The organism is Allobosea sp. NPDC055594 (assembly GCF_053618995.1).
Map to the genome: position 1 here is coordinate 547,234 of NZ_JBSHIO010000001.1, position 15,455 is coordinate 562,688.

Consider the following 15,455-nt stretch of genomic DNA (forward strand, 5'->3'; position numbering starts at 1 on the left):
ATTCTGTGCCATGAAAGCTGCACTGCCGGAAGCCGGCCGCAGATCAATCGCTTTCGCCGCTGCCCGTCGTCTTGCCACGTTTGGCTACGAGCTGCTTGAGCAGCGCCGATTCCCGCGCCCAGCTCAAAGCCGGCTGGGCCGGATAGCCGCCATAGCGCGCGCCGCGCGGAACATCGCCCGCGACGCCGCTCTGAGCCGCCACCTGCGCGCCCATGCCGACGGTCAGATGGCCGGCAAGGCCGACCTGCCCGCCCAGCACGACGAAATCCTCCAGCGTGCTCGAGCCGGCGATGCCGACCTGCGAGACGATGACGCAATGGCGGCCGATGACGCAGTTATGGCCGATCTGGACGAGGTTATCGATCTTGGTGCCTTCGCCGATCACGGTGTCGCGGCTGGCGCCACGGTCGATGCAGCTGTTGGCGCCGATTTCGACATCATCCTGGATGATGACCCGGCCGACCTGCGGCACCTTCATGTGCCCCTTCGGGCTCATGGCGAAGCCGAAACCGTCCTGGCCGATCCGTGCCCCGGGATGAATGATGACGCGGTTGCCGACGAGCGCGCATTGCAGGCTGCTACCGGCACCGATGCTGCAATCCCGGCCGATCCGGACCTGCGCCCCGATTACCGCATGGGGGCCGATGATACTGCCGGCACCGATCTCGGCACCAGGCCCGATCACGGCGCCGGGATCGACGGTGACATTGGCCTCCAACCGCGCCGTGGCATGCACGAATGCACCCGGCGCGACTCCGGCGGCGCCGAACATCGAGCCCGGCCGCAGCGCCTGCGGATGGAAGGTCGCGAGCAGCCTGGCGAAGGCGTGATAGGGCGCCGGCGTCACCAATGCGACGGTGCCGGCCGGCACGCGATCGGCGAAGCGCGGCGAGACGAAGCAGATCCCGGCCGAGGTGCTGGCGAGCGCCGCGACATATTTCGGGTTGTCCATATAGGCGGCATCGCTGGCGCCGGCGGTCTCGAGCGGGGCCGCCCCCTCGATACGTCGCGCCGGGTCGGCCCCTTCGGGCAGGTTGACGCCGCAAAGCGAAGCGACCTCGTTGAAGGACAACGAGGTCGCCACGGGAAAGAAACTGGGATCTGCCATGAGATGGTCCGTCGCAGGGCGCGCGAGGCGCCCTGCTGGGGGAATGTCAGAAGCGGGCGCCGCCGGAGAAGCGGAAGGCCTGCAGACGGTCGCCACCATATTTGCCGGAGATGCCGGTAATGGGGTTGGTGCCCCACTGGCCGTCATCCTTCGACAAGGCGTAGGCGTAGTCGAAGCGGATCGGGCCCAGCGGCGACTGCCAGAGCAAGCTGACGCCGACCGAGGAGCGGATCACGTTCTTGTCGCGCACGCAGGCCACGTTGTTCTGATAGGCCGAGTTGGTCACGACGTTGAACTGCCGCGCCTCGGATCCGTTCGGGCAACCGAGGAAGCCCGGGTTGGTGATCCCCTTCGAGCCGCCATCATAATCGAACAGCGTGCCCGCATCGGCGAAGACCGCGCCCTTCAGGCCAAGATCACGCGGCAGGCCGAAGATCGGGAACTGCACCTCGAGCGAGCCACCGAAATAGGTGGTGCCGCCGAGCGCGTTGGCCGTCGGGTCGTTGAGCACGTCGCGCGGACCGATGCCCGACGGCGCAAAGCCGCGCACCAGCGACGGACCGAGGAAGTAGTGGTCCATCATGCGCAGATTGTCGCCGGTCGCCTGGACGTGACCGCCCTGGACGCGCACGATACCGACGAAGTCCTCGAGGAACTCCTTGTAGTAGCGCGCATCGGCGCTGACGCGGAGGAACTTCGAGTCGCCGCCGACACCGGCAAATTCCGGCTTGATCTCGGCCACGAAGCCGTTGCGCGGGCTCTGATAGTTGTCGAGCGAGTTATAGTTGAAGTTGAGGCCGACCAGAGAGGTCAGGGTCGTGCCGGCGGCTTCCTTCACCGCGATCGACGCTTCGCCATTGGTCAAGCAGTTATAGATATTGTTGGCCGTCGGGCCGCTCGGCGTACCGGGCGTGATCCCGTCGATCGGATAGGTACAGTCGTTGTAGGGACGGCTGGCCGTGTTCGGAATCTTGATCTCGGTCGTATAGATCGAGTAGCGCGGCGTGATCGAGAACTCCTCCGTGATCGGGAAGGAGAAGCGCACCTGCCCGCCCGTCACACGGCTCTCGAAACGGCCGATATTGTAGTTGTCGTTGAACTTCGAGAACAGATCGAAGCCCGCCGCGATGCGGCGGCCGAGGAAATAGGGCTCGGTGAACGAGAAATCGATGCCCTGCGTCCGCTGGCCCATGGTGCCGGCGATACGGACATACTGGCCACGGCCGAGGAAGTTCGATTCCGACAGCGAGACCTCGCCGATCATGCCGTCCGAGGTCGAATAGCCGCCGGCAATCGAGAACGAGCCGGTCGCCTTGTCCTCGACGTCGATGTTGACGACCACGCGATCGGGCGCGCTGCCCGGCTCGTTGGTGATACGGACCTTGTTGAAGAAGCCGAGATTGTTGAGACGACGCTCGGCGCGGTCGATGAAGACCTTGTTGTAGGCGTCGCCTTCGCCGAGATCGAGCTCGCGGCGCACGACATAGTCGCGGGTCCGGGTGTTGCCGCGCACGTTGATCCGCTCGACATAGACGCGCGGACCTTCTTCGACGACATAGGTGATACCGATCAGCTGGCCGTTGGCATCCCGCTCACCACGCGGACGAACCTGGGCAAAGGCGTAACCGCGGCGCGAAACCTCGGTCGTCAGGTTGACCAGCGAACGCTCAACCGCCTCGGCATTGTAGGTGTCGCCGGACGAGGTGCTGACCAGCCGCTGCAGCGCAGCCGGATCGACGTCACGTAGATGGGAATCCACCGAGACGTTGCCGACGCGGTACTGCTGCCCCTCGTCGACGGTGATGTCGATCACCCAGCCGCCCTTAGCGTCGTCGAAGCGCGCATCGTTCGCCACGATCCTGAAATCGGCATAGCCGTTCTTCAGGTAGTAGCGGCGGATCAATTCGAGGTCGGCGGCGACCCGGTCCGGATCATAAACGTCCGAGGTCTTGATGAAGCTGAGGAAATTGGATTCCGTCGAGGTCATCAGATTGCGCAGGCGCGACGACGAATACACGCCGTTGCCGGAGAAATTGATCTCCTTGATGCCGGTCTTGCCGCTCTCGACGATGGTGAAAACGACGTCCGAACGGCCGTTCGGCAGCGGCTGGATGCGGCCGGAAATGGTCGCGGAGCCATAGCCGGCACGACGGTAGACTTCCTTGAGGCGCTCGACGTCGGCGTCGATCAGCGCCTGGCTCATCGGGCCATTGGCCTTGGACTGGACCTGGCCGAGCAGGACATCGCTCTTCAGGCGACGGTTACCCTCGAAGGCGACGCGGTTGATCGAGTCGTTCTCCTGGACGGAGACGACGGTCTGCGAGCCGCGGCGGCTGACCTGAACATTGGAGAAGAGTCCGGTGGAGAGGAGATTCTGACGAATCTCCGCCGGGTTCCCGGAACCCTGCGCGGTCACGTAGGAGCGGATCGTCTCCGCATCGACGCGCCTGTTTCCTTGGACAATCACGGCCTGCGCAAACACCACGCCACCGCTTACGGCCAGCATAAAGGCCGAAAGTCCGACTGATCGAGAGAGCCGCATTCTCAAGGACCGGCTCTGAAGCGTCGACGTCATCGGGTCGCCTATTCCATTCTTGGGTCACCCACCCCCGCAAGGGGACCCCCGCGAACAACGGGAGCGAGGCGACATTGAAGACCAAACGCTTCTACAAAGTTTCCCGCGGGACGCAAACCAGCATTGTCGTTAACAAAGTGTTTTTACGCCGTTCGTTGCCGTCAGGTCACGCGCAGCCCCCGGGAAAATCGGGCCCCGCGACCGGAAACGGCTAGAAAATGCCATAATCCGGCGCGGCAGCGTGGCAGGGATATCACAACCGGAAAGGTCGGATTCGGCGCGTTCCGTTAACGGCCGTCGCTCAGAGCAACGAGCGGACGTGGACGAGGTCGTTCCAGGTCACGAACAGCATCAGCATCAGCACCAAGCCGAGGCCGACCCGGAAGCCGATCTCCTGCGCCCTTTCGCTCAGAGGCCGGCCGCGCACGGCCTCGACCGCGTAGAACATCAGATGGCCGCCATCCAGCATCGGCACCGGGAACAGGTTCATCAATCCGATCGAGACCGAGAGAATCGCGGCCAGGTTGATCAGCGCGAGCAGGCCACCGCTCGATGCGACCATTCCGGAAACCTGGGCGATCCGGATCGGTCCGGAAAGCTGGTCGGTCGACTCCTTACCCTTGATGAGCTTGGCGATGTAGTCATAGGTCCGCTCGACCACGAACCAGGTTTCGCTCACCCCGAGCCTCAGCGATTCAAGCAGAGTGAAATGCTGCGTGGTCCAGTCGCTCGGCTTCGACGCAGCCTGCACGCCGATGATGCCGAGGCGCTGCTTGCCCAAGGCCGAGGCGGTCTCGACGAGATCAGGCGTCACGGTCAGGAGCATGGTCGCCCCGTCCCGCTCAAGGGTCAGCGGCAATGTCTCGCCCGGGCGGATGGAAATCAGACGCTGGAGGTCGCCGAAGCTTTTGACCTCGCGATCGTCCACCTTGCGGATGAGGTCACCGGCCTTGATTCCGGCACGCTCTGCCGCTCCGCCCGGCGTGACGACCTCAATGCGCGGCGCGAGCACGGGCTTGCCGAAGGCGTAGGCGGTGCCGGCGAAGATCGCGATCGCCAGCAGGAAATTCGCGATCGGCCCGGCGGCGACGATCGCCGTGCGCTCGCCGACCGACTGCGCCGGGAAGGAGCGCGCGCGCTCCTCGGGGCTCATGCTGGCCACCGCCTCGCCGTCCGGCGTGCTCGAGGCATCGGCATCGCCCGAGAACTTGACGTAGCCGCCCAGCGGGATCAGCGCGAAGCGCCAGCGCGTGCCATGGCGGTCATTGAAGCCGAAGAGCTCCCTCCCGAAGCCGATTGAGAAGGTCTTGACGTCGACGCCACACCAGCGACCGACCAGGAAATGGCCGAGCTCATGGACGAACACGACGATGGTCAGGACGAACAGGAAGGGCACGAGGTAGCCGAGCAGAAAGCCCCCCGCGTGCCAGACCGATCCCAGAATATCCATAAAACTCTCCCGACTTGCCGTCATTAGGTGACAGCGAAGCGGCCCTCCGACAAGAGCGCCCGCGCCCGGATTCTGGCTTCTTGGTCAATATCGAGCGCGGCGGCGACGCTCTCCGGAGCCGCGCCCCGCGCACCGCCGGCGTGCTCGCAGACGGCTTCGACCAGGGCCGGAATCGCCCAGAACGGAATCTGCCGCGCCAGAAACGCCGCCACCGCGACCTCGTTCGCAGCGTTCAGAACCGCCGGCGCGGCGCCGCCTTGCGCCAAGGCTGCCATGGCGAGAGCAAGCGCGGGAAAGCGGGCGAGATCAGGGCGTTCGAAGGCGAGCGGTGCACAGTTCGCGAGATCGAGAAAGCGATCTGCGGGCGCATCGAGCCGGTCGTCGACACCGAGACAATGGGCCGCGGCCACGCGCATGTCGGGAATAGCCATGCCGGCGCTCACCGAGCCATCGCGGAAATTCACCAGCCCGTGCACGATCTGCTGCGGGTGGACCAGGACATCGACCTGATCCGCGCCGAGCCCGAACAGGAAGCGGGCCTCGATCAGTTCGAGCCCCTTGTTCATCATGCTGGCGGAATCGATCGTGATCTTGGCGCCCATCGCATAATTCGGATGAGCGAGCGCCTGCTCAGGGGTCGCTGCGGCGATCCGCTCGGCCGACCAGGTCCGGAAAGGCCCGCCCGACGCGGTCAGGGTCATCGAGCGGACAGCCGATATCGGTTCATCGCCGAGCACCTGAAACAGGGCGTTGTGCTCGGAATCGAGCGGCAGGATCCGCGCTCCGAGCCTGGACGCCTGCGCCATCACCGCCGCACCTGCGCAGACCAGGCTCTCCTTGTTGGCCAGCGCCACCAGGCGTCCGGGCAGAAGCGAGGCGAAGGTCGCCTCGAGGCCGGCTGCTCCCGAGATCGCGCTGACGACGATATCGCTATCGAGCGCGACCGCATCGAGCACCGCCGAGCGCCCCGCGCCATGGCGGATGCCGCTGCCGGCGAGCGCATCGCGCAGTTCCCCGGCCCGGCCCTCATCGGCGATGGCGGCGAAGCTTGCGCCGCTTTCGCGCGCGACCCGGGCAAGACCGGCGACGTCGCGGCCGGAGACCACCCCGGCGACAGCAAGACGTTCCGGATTCTCGGCGATGACCTCGCGGGCCGAACGGCCGACGGAGCCGGTCGCTCCGAGAATGGTGACGTGACGGCGCATGGCGATCAGTGCCCCAGGCGGGCCAGATAAAGCAGCATGCCCGCGAAGACCAGCACCGCCCAATAGCCGTCGAGGCGATCGAGGAACCCGCCATGACCCGGGATCAGCCGGCTCGAATCCTTGGTACCGAAGCGCCGCTTGATCGCCGATTCGAACAGATCGCCGGCCTGGCTGACGACAGAAGCAGCCAGCGAACTCGCCAGAACGACGCCGAAGCCCAGACCGGCCGTCACGGGCATCAAAGCCCACACCGCCATGCCTCCGGCCGTGCCGGCCAGCGCGCCGCCTAGAGCGCCCGACCAGGTCTTCTTCGGGCTGACGCTGGGCATCAGTTTCGGGCCACCAAGGGCCCGGCCGGTGAAATAGGCGGCGATATCGGTGAACCAGACCACGGCGAAGGTCCAGCCGATCAGGAACAACCCGATTTCCGGCACCTGGCGCAGCGCCGGCGTCACCAGGGCAAAGCACAGCGCATAGGCGACGCCGCAGGCCTCCAGCGCACGCCGATCCTCGACACGCATGGTCGTGACCGCGCCGGCAAACGCCAGCACCGCCGAGACGCCCGCCAGGGCCGGATCGCTCAGCGGCGCGAAGCCGAGCGCGAAACCGGCGAGCACCACGCCGACGCCGCCGGCGATCGGATTGCGCGCACCGACGATGGCGAGCCATTCATAGGCGACCACGCCGGCGACCAGCACCCAGACGAGGCGAAAGACCGGCCCGCCCAGCAGCGTCACGGACAAGACGATGGCGGCCAGCACCAGCGCGGACAGTACGCGCAGGCGCAGCTCGGACGCGACGCCCTTCACGGTGTCGCCGGAGCGCTCACTCACGCGACCCCCACATTGCAGGCGGTCGGCTCGGTGACGCCACCGAAGCGACGTTCACGGCGATGGAACTCGGCCACGGCCTCATCGAGGGCCTTGCGGTCGAAATCCGGCCAGAGCACCGGGGTGAAGACGAACTCGGCATAGGCCGCCTGCCAGAGCAGAAAATTCGAGATGCGCGTCTCGCCGGACGTCCTGATCACCAGATCCGGCTCGGGCAAGCCGACGGTGTCGAGCCTGGCGGCCAGCATATCCTCGTCGATCGCCTGCGGATCCAGCCGGCCGGCGGCGGCATCGGCGGCGAGCGCGCGGGCGGCGCGGGCGAGCTCGTCGCGTGAGCCGTAATTGAAGGCGACCACCAGGGTCAGCCCCTGATTGCCGGCGGTCATGCTCTCGGCACGCTCGATCAGCAGGCGCAGATCCGGCGCGAGATCGGCCCGGCTGCCGATGATGCGGACACGTACGCCGGCCTCATGCAGCTCGGCGAGATCGTTCTCGACGAAGCGGCGCAGCAGGCCGAGCAGGAAGGACACCTCCGCCTTCGGCCTGCGCCAATTCTCGGTCGAGAACGAATAGAGGGTGAGGACCCGGATCCCGAGATCGCCGGCATTGCGGACGGTGCGCCGCAAGGCCTCGAGCCCGCGGCGGTGGCCTTCCTGCCGCGGCAGGCCACGCATCTGCGCCCAGCGCCCATTGCCGTCCATGATGATCGCGACATGGGCCGGGGCTGATTCGATGCCGGGCGATAGCGGGCGCGGGCCGTCTGACATTCCTATGCCTCTTCGGGCCGTGCCCGTCCGTCGATGATTGCCGCCCTGCGCCGAAACTCAGACCTGCAGGATTTCCTTTTCCTTCGACGCCAGCGCCTGATCGATCTCGCCGATATGCTTGTCGGTCGCCTTCTGCACCTGGTCGGACTGGCGCGTCACGTCGTCCTTGGGCAGGTGACCGTCCTTTTCGAGCTTCTTGAGCAGATCGATTCCGTCGCGGCGGACATGGCGGACGGCGATCTTGGCCTCTTCGGCATATTTATGCGCGACCTTGACCATCTCCTTGCGGCGCTGCTCGTTCAATTCGGGGATGCGGATGCGCAGCACCTGTCCTTCCGTCTGCGGGTTGAGCCCGAGATCGGATTCCCGGATCGCCTTCTCCACCGCCTGGACCATGCTGCGATCCCAGACCTGCACGGAAAGCAGGCGCGCCTCCGGCACGCTAACGGTGGCGAGCTGGCTCAGCGGCGTACGCGCGCCGTAAGCCTCGACCGTGATCGGATCGAGCACATTGGCCGAGGCGCGACCGGTGCGCAGCGAAGCGAGATCGCTCTTGAAGGACTGGACGGCGCCGTCCATGCGGCGGTTCAGATCGGCGAGATCGAAAGTGGTTTGGGCCATCGTCTTCAAAAACCTTGTCGAAACCCGGCAAAGGACCGAACCGGAAATGCGCGCGACCATGGCGAGCGGCTCGCACAGGGTCAAGGATTTCGTGCCTCGGCGGCATCTTGCCGGAGCAAACTGGACAGGAGCCTCGCCAAGGCCGGTACTACACCCGCCCGCGAAGCCTTGCGGCGGCAAGCAAGCCGCCCTTTGCTTCATAGCCGATCTGGACAGCAGCGCTAGTCCATCGGCCCTTTTGTCGCGAACCACCGAGGAGCGAGCCCGTGCCCCGCCTCAGCCGCATCATCGAAACCGCGCTCTATGTCGACGACCTCGGACGCGCCCGTGACTTCTATGAAGGCAAGCTCGGCCTGGCACCGATGCTCGAGACGGGCACCTTGTGCGCCTATGACGTCGGCGGCCAAAGCGTGCTGCTGCTGTTCCTGCGCGGCCAGTCGCTCAGAACGCAATCCTCCGCCGGGGGAAGCATCCCGCCGCATGACGGACACGGCCCCCTGCATATCTGCTTCGCTGTTGAGGCCGCCGAGCTCGCCCTTTGGGACGAGCGGCTGCAGCAGCAGGGGATCGCGATCGAAGGGCGGATGAGCTGGGAGCGCGGCGGCAAAAGCCTCTATTTCCGCGATCCCGACGGCCACATGCTCGAGCTGGCGACGCCCGGCCTGTGGCCGAACTACTGAAGCGTGCTCGCTATATCTGCGCGATCAGGGGGTGACGTAGGTCGCCCTGCCCTCACCGCGCAGCACCGCGGCCAGCATGCCGGGCTCAGCGATCGAGAAGACGACGATGGTCAGCCCGGCATCGCGGGCGAGCGCGAAGGCGGCGGTGTCCATCACCTTCAGATCGCGCGTGATCGCCTCGACATGGGTTAGCCGATCAAAGCGCACGGCATTCGGATCCGTCTTCGGATCGGCGGTGTAGACGCCGTCGACCTGCGTCGCCTTCAGCAGATGGCTGCAATCGAGCTCGGCCGCGCGCAGCGCCGCGCCGGTATCGGTGGTGAAATAGGGATTTCCGGTACCGCCGCCGAGAATCACGACCTTGCCATTGCTGAGATGGTCGAGCGCCCGCTTGCGCGCATAGCTCTCGCAAAGCGAGGGCATCGGCACCGCCGACATGGCGCGGGCCGGCGCGCCGGCCGTCTCGATCGCATGTTCGAGCGCGAGCGCGTTCATCACCGTACCGAGCATGCCGATCGAGTCGGCGCTAGTGCGGTCGAGGCCCTTGTTCAGCCCCTGGACGCCGCGGAAGAAATTGCCGCCGCCGACGACAATGCCGATCTCGACGCCTTCGCGCGCCGCAGCCGAGATATCCGCCGCCAGCGCGGTCAGCGTCGCGCCGTCGAGGCCATTTCCGGTCGCGCCGGCCAGGGCTTCGCCCGAGAGCTTCACAAGCACGCGTTTAGGTCTCATCGGGGCTCTCCGTTTCGTGCTGCCACTCTCGGATTCGGAGCGATCTCAGCTTCTTGCAAAAAAGGCCGCGCAAGGCGCGGCCTTTCTGTTCTCTATCAACCGGGTTTTCAGCCGGCGGTGCCGCCGGCGGCGGCGACCTCGGCCGCGAAATCCTGCTCTTCCTTCTCGATGCCCTCACCGAGCGCGAAACGCGCGAAGCCGGTGATCTTGATCGGGCCGCCGACCTTGCCCTCGGCCTCCTTGAGCGCCTGGGCGACCGACTTGGAGCCGTCATGGATATAGGCCTGCTCGAGCAGGCAGTATTCCTTGGCGTAGCTCTTCATGCCGCTCTCGACGATCTTGGCGAGGACGTGCTCGGGCTTGCCGGCGTTCTTCTCGGCCAGGATGCCCTTCTCGCGCTCCAGCACGGCGGGGTCGACCGAGGCGAGGTCGAGCGCGACCGGGTTGCTGGCGGCGATGTGCATGGCGACCTGGCGGCCGAGCGCGGCAAGATCGTCGCCCTGACCGGTCGTTTCCAGACCGACGATGACGCCGATCTTGCCGAGACCGTCGGTGACCGCGCCATGGACATAGGAACCGATGGTGCCGGCCGAAACCGAGACCTGAGCGACACGGCGCAGCGTCATGTTCTCGCCGATGGTGGCGATGGCGTTGGCGATCGCGTCGGCGACCGTGCCGCCGCCCGGATAGTGATGGCCGGCCAGTGCCTCGACATCGCCGCCGCGCTCGAGCGCGACATCGGCGATGGTGCGGGCCAGCGCCTGGAATTCGAGGTTGCGGGCGACGAAGTCGGTCTCCGAGTTGACCTCGACCACGACGCCGCTCGTGCCGCGCACGACGACGGCGACGAGACCCTCGGCGGCGACGCGGCCGGCCTTCTTGGCGGCCTTGGACAGGCCCTTGGCGCGCAGCCAGTCGATGGCGGCTTCCATGTTGCCGTCGGTGGCCGAGAGCGCGGCCTTGCAGTCCATCATGCCCGCGCCCGTCTTGTCGCGGAGTTCCTTCACCATGCCGGCGGTGATCGCAGCCATTTGCGTCGTCCTTGCTGTCTTGGCGGCGTCGCCCGATGGCGTGCCGCAATTCTGGTTCTGGTTCCGATCGGCAAACGCCGACGCTCCGTTTCCGGCCGCCGGCGCTGCTTCGGCTCTAGTCAGTGTGGAAGTGCGACGCGCCGATGACGTGCCGCCATCCCAAAAAAAATCAGGCGTCGGCGAGATCGCGCGCCTGGGCAACCCAGCCCTGGCTCTCGATGCGGCCGGCGAGCTTCAGATCGTGATCGACCTTGCTGACATCGGCCGGGCTCATGGCAGCGAGCTGCCAGAAGTGGAAGATGCCGCCATCATTGAGCTTCTGCACGATCTCCGGGCCCATGCCAGAGAGCTTCATGAAATCGTCCGGAGCGCCGCGCGGCGCGGTCAGCAGCTCGAAGGCCGGGGCGGCGTCGACGGCCGAATCGGTGAGAGCGGTCTCGACGATCGGGGCCTCGGCGGCGCCGAGGTCGATGCCGTGGTCGCCCGAGGCGCGCGAGATGCCGTCGATGGCCGAACGGGCGATCAGGTCGCAATAGAGCTGGATGGCGCGGCCGGCGTCGTCATTGGCCGGAACCGGGAAGGTGATGCCGTCCGGATCGGAGTTCGAGTCGACGATGGCGGCGACCGGGATGCCGAGGCGCTGAGCCTCCTTGATCGCCAGCTGCTCCTTGTTGGTGTCGATCACGAAGATCATGTCGGGCGTGCCGCCCATGTCCTTGATGCCGCCGAGCGCCTTCTCGAGCTTGTCACGCTCGCGAGCCAGCATCAGGCGCTCCTTCTTGGTCAGACCGGTGCCGCTGCCGTTCAGCAGCTCATCGACCTTGCGCAGGCGCTGGATCGAGGCCGAAATGGTCTTCCAGTTGGTCAGCATGCCGCCGAGCCAGCGGGAGTTGACATAGTACTGGGCCGAACGCTTGGCGGCGTCGGCAATGGCGTCCTGGGCCTGGCGCTTGGTGCCGACGAAAAGCACGCGACCACCACGCGCGACAGTGTCGCTGACCGCCTGGAGGGCGCGCGAGAGCATCGGCACCGACTGCGACAGGTCGAGAATGTGGATGTTGTTGCGCGTCCCGTAGATATAGGGCGACATCTTCGGGTTCCAGCGGTGAGCCTGGTGGCCGAAGTGAGCGCCGGCCTCGAGCAGCTGGCGCATGGAGAAATCGGGCAGAGCCATGGTGTCTTGTCCTTCCGGTTGAGCCTCTGGGGAGCGAATGAGCCGGCCATGGGCTGGCCGGTCACCGGAACGCCTCGGATGCCGAGGTGATGCTCCCCATGTGGAATGGCCTGCGCCTTACAGCGGACTCCGCGCAATTGCAAGGCGCAGCCAGGCCGGAACGGTTCGGTCGACATGGAGAAAGAGACAGAGACAGGGCGTTCAGCCAACCGATTACAGGACATCAATCGATAAACTGAATAGTCAATACCATCTATCAATATATTGATATTGTTTATATTTTTTATGAATATACAGAAATTCGACAATGGCCGACCGCTCCATTGTCCGCAAGGTGGGCTGCCGTCCGCTCATCGGGGGCAGCGAGAGCACCACCGGACCTTGCCCCGGCGGGTTGCTGTTCGCTGACGCCGCGTGAACCAAGGATTCACTCAGCTAGGCTAGGGAGTCCGCAGGCAGCAGAGATGGACCTGGACGCGTGGTTCTAGACCTGAGGACGATTTATCTGGCAGGCGCGATCACCTGCACTCTCCTTGGTTTCGTGCAACTGCTCGCCTTCGCCACCGGGCGCTTCGAGCGCTGGCCGCTCTGGTGGGGCTTGAGCAATCTGCTGGTCGGAATCGGTGTGGTCGGGATCGCGCTGCGCGGCTCGCTTCCAGATCCGGTCTCGATCCCGCTCGCGAATCTCACCAGCTGGACCGGCTATCTGCTGACGCTCTACAGCATCAGGGATTTCGCGAGGCGCCCGCCCCGCCTGCCAGTCTATTTCGGCGCCGTCGCGGTCGCCGGGATCCTGCTGCTGCTTTGGAGCGGGCCGGAAGGCTTTGCCAATCGCGTCATCCTGATGTCGGTACTCGCGGCCTGCTGCGACGCGGCCGTGGTGCGAGAAGGCCTCAATCTGTTGCGGCGCGAGCGGCTGATCTCCGGTGCGATCCTCGTCGGCCTGTTTGCGCCGACGGTGCCGGTCTTTGCCCTCAATGGCTATCTTGCCGCCTCCGGCCAGCTCGGCCCCGAACTCTTCACGCCCAACGCCGCACAGCCTTGGCTGGCGGTCACCGGCACCGCCTTCCTGCTGCTGCGCGGCTGTGCCCTCCTGCTGCTGGTCACCGAGCGCCATCGCAACGCTCTCGTCTCGCTCGCGCGGCAGGACGCACTGACCGGCACCCTGAATCGAAACGGGCTGGAGCATTCGATCGAGGAACTGACGGCGGAGGCAGCCAAGCGGCCGCACAGATTCGCGGTCCTGCTCATCGATATCGACCATTTCAAGCGGCTCAACGACACCCATGGCCACGCCGCAGGCGACCAGACCCTGCTGATCTTCGCCGATGCGGCGCGCAGCGAGCTGCGGGCGAGCGATATTCTGGCGCGGCATGGCGGCGATGAATTCGTCGTGGTGCTCCCGCATCTGACGGCGGCCGAGGCGATCGGCGTCGCCAATCGCATCCGCGACGCCTTCGACCGGGCCCTGAAGGCCTGGGGCAAGGCCAGGGTGAAGCCGACGCTCAGCATCGGCATAGCCGAAGGAAACGCAGCGGAGAATCGCTTGCAGGCTCTGCTGGAGCAGGCCGACGAAGCGCTCTATCGTTCCAAATGCCTCGGCCGCGACCGGGCCGAGCTCCACCCGGCGACGGCTTGGCGCTGAAGGCGGAACCGCAGCTAGATCGCCGCGCGTCCGTTCGGACGCCGTTACGGTGATCTAGCTTTTTGTTATCGCATCGGGATTTTTCGAAAAGTGGTGTCCACTTTTCCGTCCGATGCCATGGCGGCGATTTCCGCCATGGACGCGCGCCGGATGCCGAGTGCCGTCATTGCCGCCCAGGCGCGCGCCAGCGAGCCTTCGAGGTCGATTGCGCGGCACGCCTCCTCGACGACGATCGCTTCGAAGCCACCGCGGACCGCATCCTGCGCCGTCCAGTTGACGCAGAAATCCGTGGCGAGCCCGGCGATGACGACACGCCCGACGCCGCGCTCGCGGAGATAGCCGGCGAGGCCGGTCGGCGTGCGGCCATCGGCCTCGACGAAACCGGAATAGCTGTCCACCGCATGGTGAAAACCCTTGCGGATCACGGCCTGTGCGGCGCTCAGTTCAAGTGCCGGATGAAAGTCGGCGCCGTCCTGCCCCTGCACACAATGATCCGGCCAGAGCACCTGCGGGCCATAGGGCATCTCGACCTCCTCGAAGGGCGCGCGCGCCGGATGGCTGGAGGCAAACGAGGCGTGGCCGGCCGGGTGCCAGTCCTGGGTGAGGACGACCGTCGAGAAACGGGCGGCGAGCGCATTGACGAGCGGCACGATCTCGTCGGCCCCGGGCACTGCGAGGCTGCCGCCAGCGCAGAAATCGTTCTGGACATCGACGACGACGAGCGCCGTCCCGGCATCGATCACTGAATTCTCCCTCCGGTCGCGCGCTTTCGCGCCCTGACGGGCGGCGCGGCGCCCGATCGGCCCGCCGTCACGGCGTCACGGCGTCGCCGACCTCGTCATCCGCGTCATACCCTTGCGGGCCGCGAACATGCGACCATAGACGTCGCCGGCGAGGTCCTGTCGATAGCAGCCCTGTTCGAGCAGCGGGTCCCAGATATGCTCCACGGTGTCGACGAGGTCGAAATCCGCAGCGAGCCGGGCCTCGAGCTGCAGCCGGTTCTTGCGGTTCTGATATTCGAGCAGCACCAGCGACGTCTTCGACAGGTCGAGATGGTCGAGGACATCGCCCTCGCCGCCCTCGATGTCGATCTTGACGATATCGGCCGAGGGCAGGCTCGCCGGATCGACCACCGCGACCTCGTAGCGCTCGACCATGGCGCCATCGACGAAGGTGTCGCCGGCATAGGAGGCGAGGCCAGATTCGCCGTCGCCGGCGAAGCGGCTGACGAAGCTTGCCGTCTTCAGGCCGCCGGGAAACAGCGCCGCATTGACCGGCCGGATGTCGCGACGCCGATCGGTGTTGCGCTTCAGGAACTCGAAGGTGCCGGGATGAGGCTCATAGGAGGTGACGACGCTGCCCGGCCAACGGGCCGTCGCCCAGAGCGCGAAGGAGCCGACATTGGCGCCGATATCGAGGATGTCGAGGCCGACCCCGTCGAAGCCCGCCTCGTATTCGCCCTCGAGCACGTCCTTGATCGCCCAATGCATGGCATCCGGCACGGCAAGGCTCATCGGAATGCGCGCGACATACTGCTTCATCAAGCCCCCCCGGACGTCATCGTCTTCTGCAAACACTCTGAGGCAGCAGCAGCTTACGGCGCAAGCTCAAGAAACCGCTTCCGGCCATCCTCCCCC

14 protein-coding genes are annotated in these 15,455 nt (G+C 65.9%); 2 read left to right on the forward strand and 12 right to left on the reverse strand.

Annotated features, from left to right (window positions below):
• Nucleotides 1-43: 43 nt before the first annotated feature.
• The 7 genes from lpxD to frr form a co-directional block, all read right to left on the reverse strand.
• A complete protein-coding gene (lpxD, locus tag ACWGRX_RS02555; protein WP_291645355.1) occupies nucleotides 44-1,108 on the reverse strand; it encodes a UDP-3-O-(3-hydroxymyristoyl)glucosamine N-acyltransferase in 1,065 nt (354 codons plus the stop codon).
• A gap of 46 nt (nucleotides 1,109-1,154) precedes the next feature.
• The gene (gene bamA, locus ACWGRX_RS02560; protein WP_452116505.1) at nucleotides 1,155-3,650 is read right to left on the reverse strand and encodes an outer membrane protein assembly factor BamA; all 2,496 of its coding nucleotides are present in this window, start codon (nucleotides 3,648-3,650) and stop codon (nucleotides 1,155-1,157) included.
• Between the two features lie 334 nt (nucleotides 3,651-3,984).
• The gene (gene rseP, locus ACWGRX_RS02565) at nucleotides 3,985-5,133 is read right to left on the reverse strand and encodes an RIP metalloprotease RseP (RefSeq protein ID WP_452116295.1); all 1,149 of its coding nucleotides are present in this window, start codon (nucleotides 5,131-5,133) and stop codon (nucleotides 3,985-3,987) included.
• Nucleotides 5,134-5,156: 23 nt separating this feature from the next.
• On the reverse strand, nucleotides 5,157-6,338 hold the full coding sequence (dxr, locus tag ACWGRX_RS02570) for a 1-deoxy-D-xylulose-5-phosphate reductoisomerase (protein WP_452116296.1): 1,182 nt from the start codon (nucleotides 6,336-6,338) through the stop codon (nucleotides 5,157-5,159).
• A gap of 5 nt (nucleotides 6,339-6,343) precedes the next feature.
• Nucleotides 6,344-7,171, reverse strand: a complete 828-nt coding sequence (locus ACWGRX_RS02575) for a phosphatidate cytidylyltransferase (RefSeq protein ID WP_452116297.1) — start codon at nucleotides 7,169-7,171, stop codon at nucleotides 6,344-6,346.
• Nucleotides 7,168-7,935, reverse strand: coding sequence for an isoprenyl transferase (locus ACWGRX_RS02580; RefSeq protein ID WP_452116298.1), 768 nt, complete (start codon nucleotides 7,933-7,935; stop codon nucleotides 7,168-7,170). Before ACWGRX_RS02580 ends, ACWGRX_RS02575 begins: the two co-directional genes overlap by 4 nt.
• A gap of 57 nt (nucleotides 7,936-7,992) precedes the next feature.
• The gene (frr, locus tag ACWGRX_RS02585; protein ID WP_291642002.1) at nucleotides 7,993-8,556 is read right to left on the reverse strand and encodes a ribosome recycling factor; all 564 of its coding nucleotides are present in this window, start codon (nucleotides 8,554-8,556) and stop codon (nucleotides 7,993-7,995) included.
• A gap of 266 nt (nucleotides 8,557-8,822) precedes the next feature.
• On the opposite strand from frr, the gene ACWGRX_RS02590 reads away from it, so the two are divergent.
• Nucleotides 8,823-9,236, forward strand: a complete 414-nt coding sequence (locus ACWGRX_RS02590; RefSeq protein ID WP_452116299.1) for a VOC family protein — start codon at nucleotides 8,823-8,825, stop codon at nucleotides 9,234-9,236.
• Between the two features lie 24 nt (nucleotides 9,237-9,260).
• Here the strand turns inward: ACWGRX_RS02590 and pyrH are convergent, their stop codons facing one another.
• The 3 genes from pyrH to ACWGRX_RS02605 all read right to left on the reverse strand — a co-directional run bounded on the left by pyrH (nucleotide 9,261) and on the right by ACWGRX_RS02605 (nucleotide 12,173).
• The gene (pyrH, locus tag ACWGRX_RS02595) at nucleotides 9,261-9,968 is read right to left on the reverse strand and encodes a UMP kinase (RefSeq protein ID WP_291641997.1); all 708 of its coding nucleotides are present in this window, start codon (nucleotides 9,966-9,968) and stop codon (nucleotides 9,261-9,263) included.
• Between the two features lie 107 nt (nucleotides 9,969-10,075).
• Nucleotides 10,076-10,999 carry a translation elongation factor Ts gene (gene tsf, locus ACWGRX_RS02600; protein WP_452116300.1) on the reverse strand — a complete coding sequence of 308 codons (924 nt, stop codon included), beginning with the start codon at nucleotides 10,997-10,999 and terminating at the stop codon, nucleotides 10,076-10,078.
• Between the two features lie 169 nt (nucleotides 11,000-11,168).
• Nucleotides 11,169-12,173, reverse strand: a complete 1,005-nt coding sequence (locus ACWGRX_RS02605; RefSeq protein WP_452116301.1) for a 30S ribosomal protein S2 — start codon at nucleotides 12,171-12,173, stop codon at nucleotides 11,169-11,171.
• Between the two features lie 478 nt (nucleotides 12,174-12,651).
• On the opposite strand from ACWGRX_RS02605, the gene ACWGRX_RS02610 reads away from it, so the two are divergent.
• Entirely contained in the window at nucleotides 12,652-13,818 is a 1,167-nt protein-coding gene (locus tag ACWGRX_RS02610; RefSeq protein WP_452116302.1) for a GGDEF domain-containing protein, read from the forward strand.
• Nucleotides 13,819-13,883: 65 nt separating this feature from the next.
• On the opposite strand, the gene pncA is transcribed toward ACWGRX_RS02610, so the two are convergent.
• The gene (pncA, locus tag ACWGRX_RS02615) at nucleotides 13,884-14,561 is read right to left on the reverse strand and encodes a bifunctional nicotinamidase/pyrazinamidase (protein WP_452116303.1); all 678 of its coding nucleotides are present in this window, start codon (nucleotides 14,559-14,561) and stop codon (nucleotides 13,884-13,886) included.
• 75 nt (nucleotides 14,562-14,636) lie between these two features.
• Entirely contained in the window at nucleotides 14,637-15,359 is a 723-nt protein-coding gene (locus tag ACWGRX_RS02620) for an FkbM family methyltransferase (RefSeq protein WP_452116304.1), read from the reverse strand.
• Between the last annotated feature and the right edge of the window lie 96 nt (nucleotides 15,360-15,455).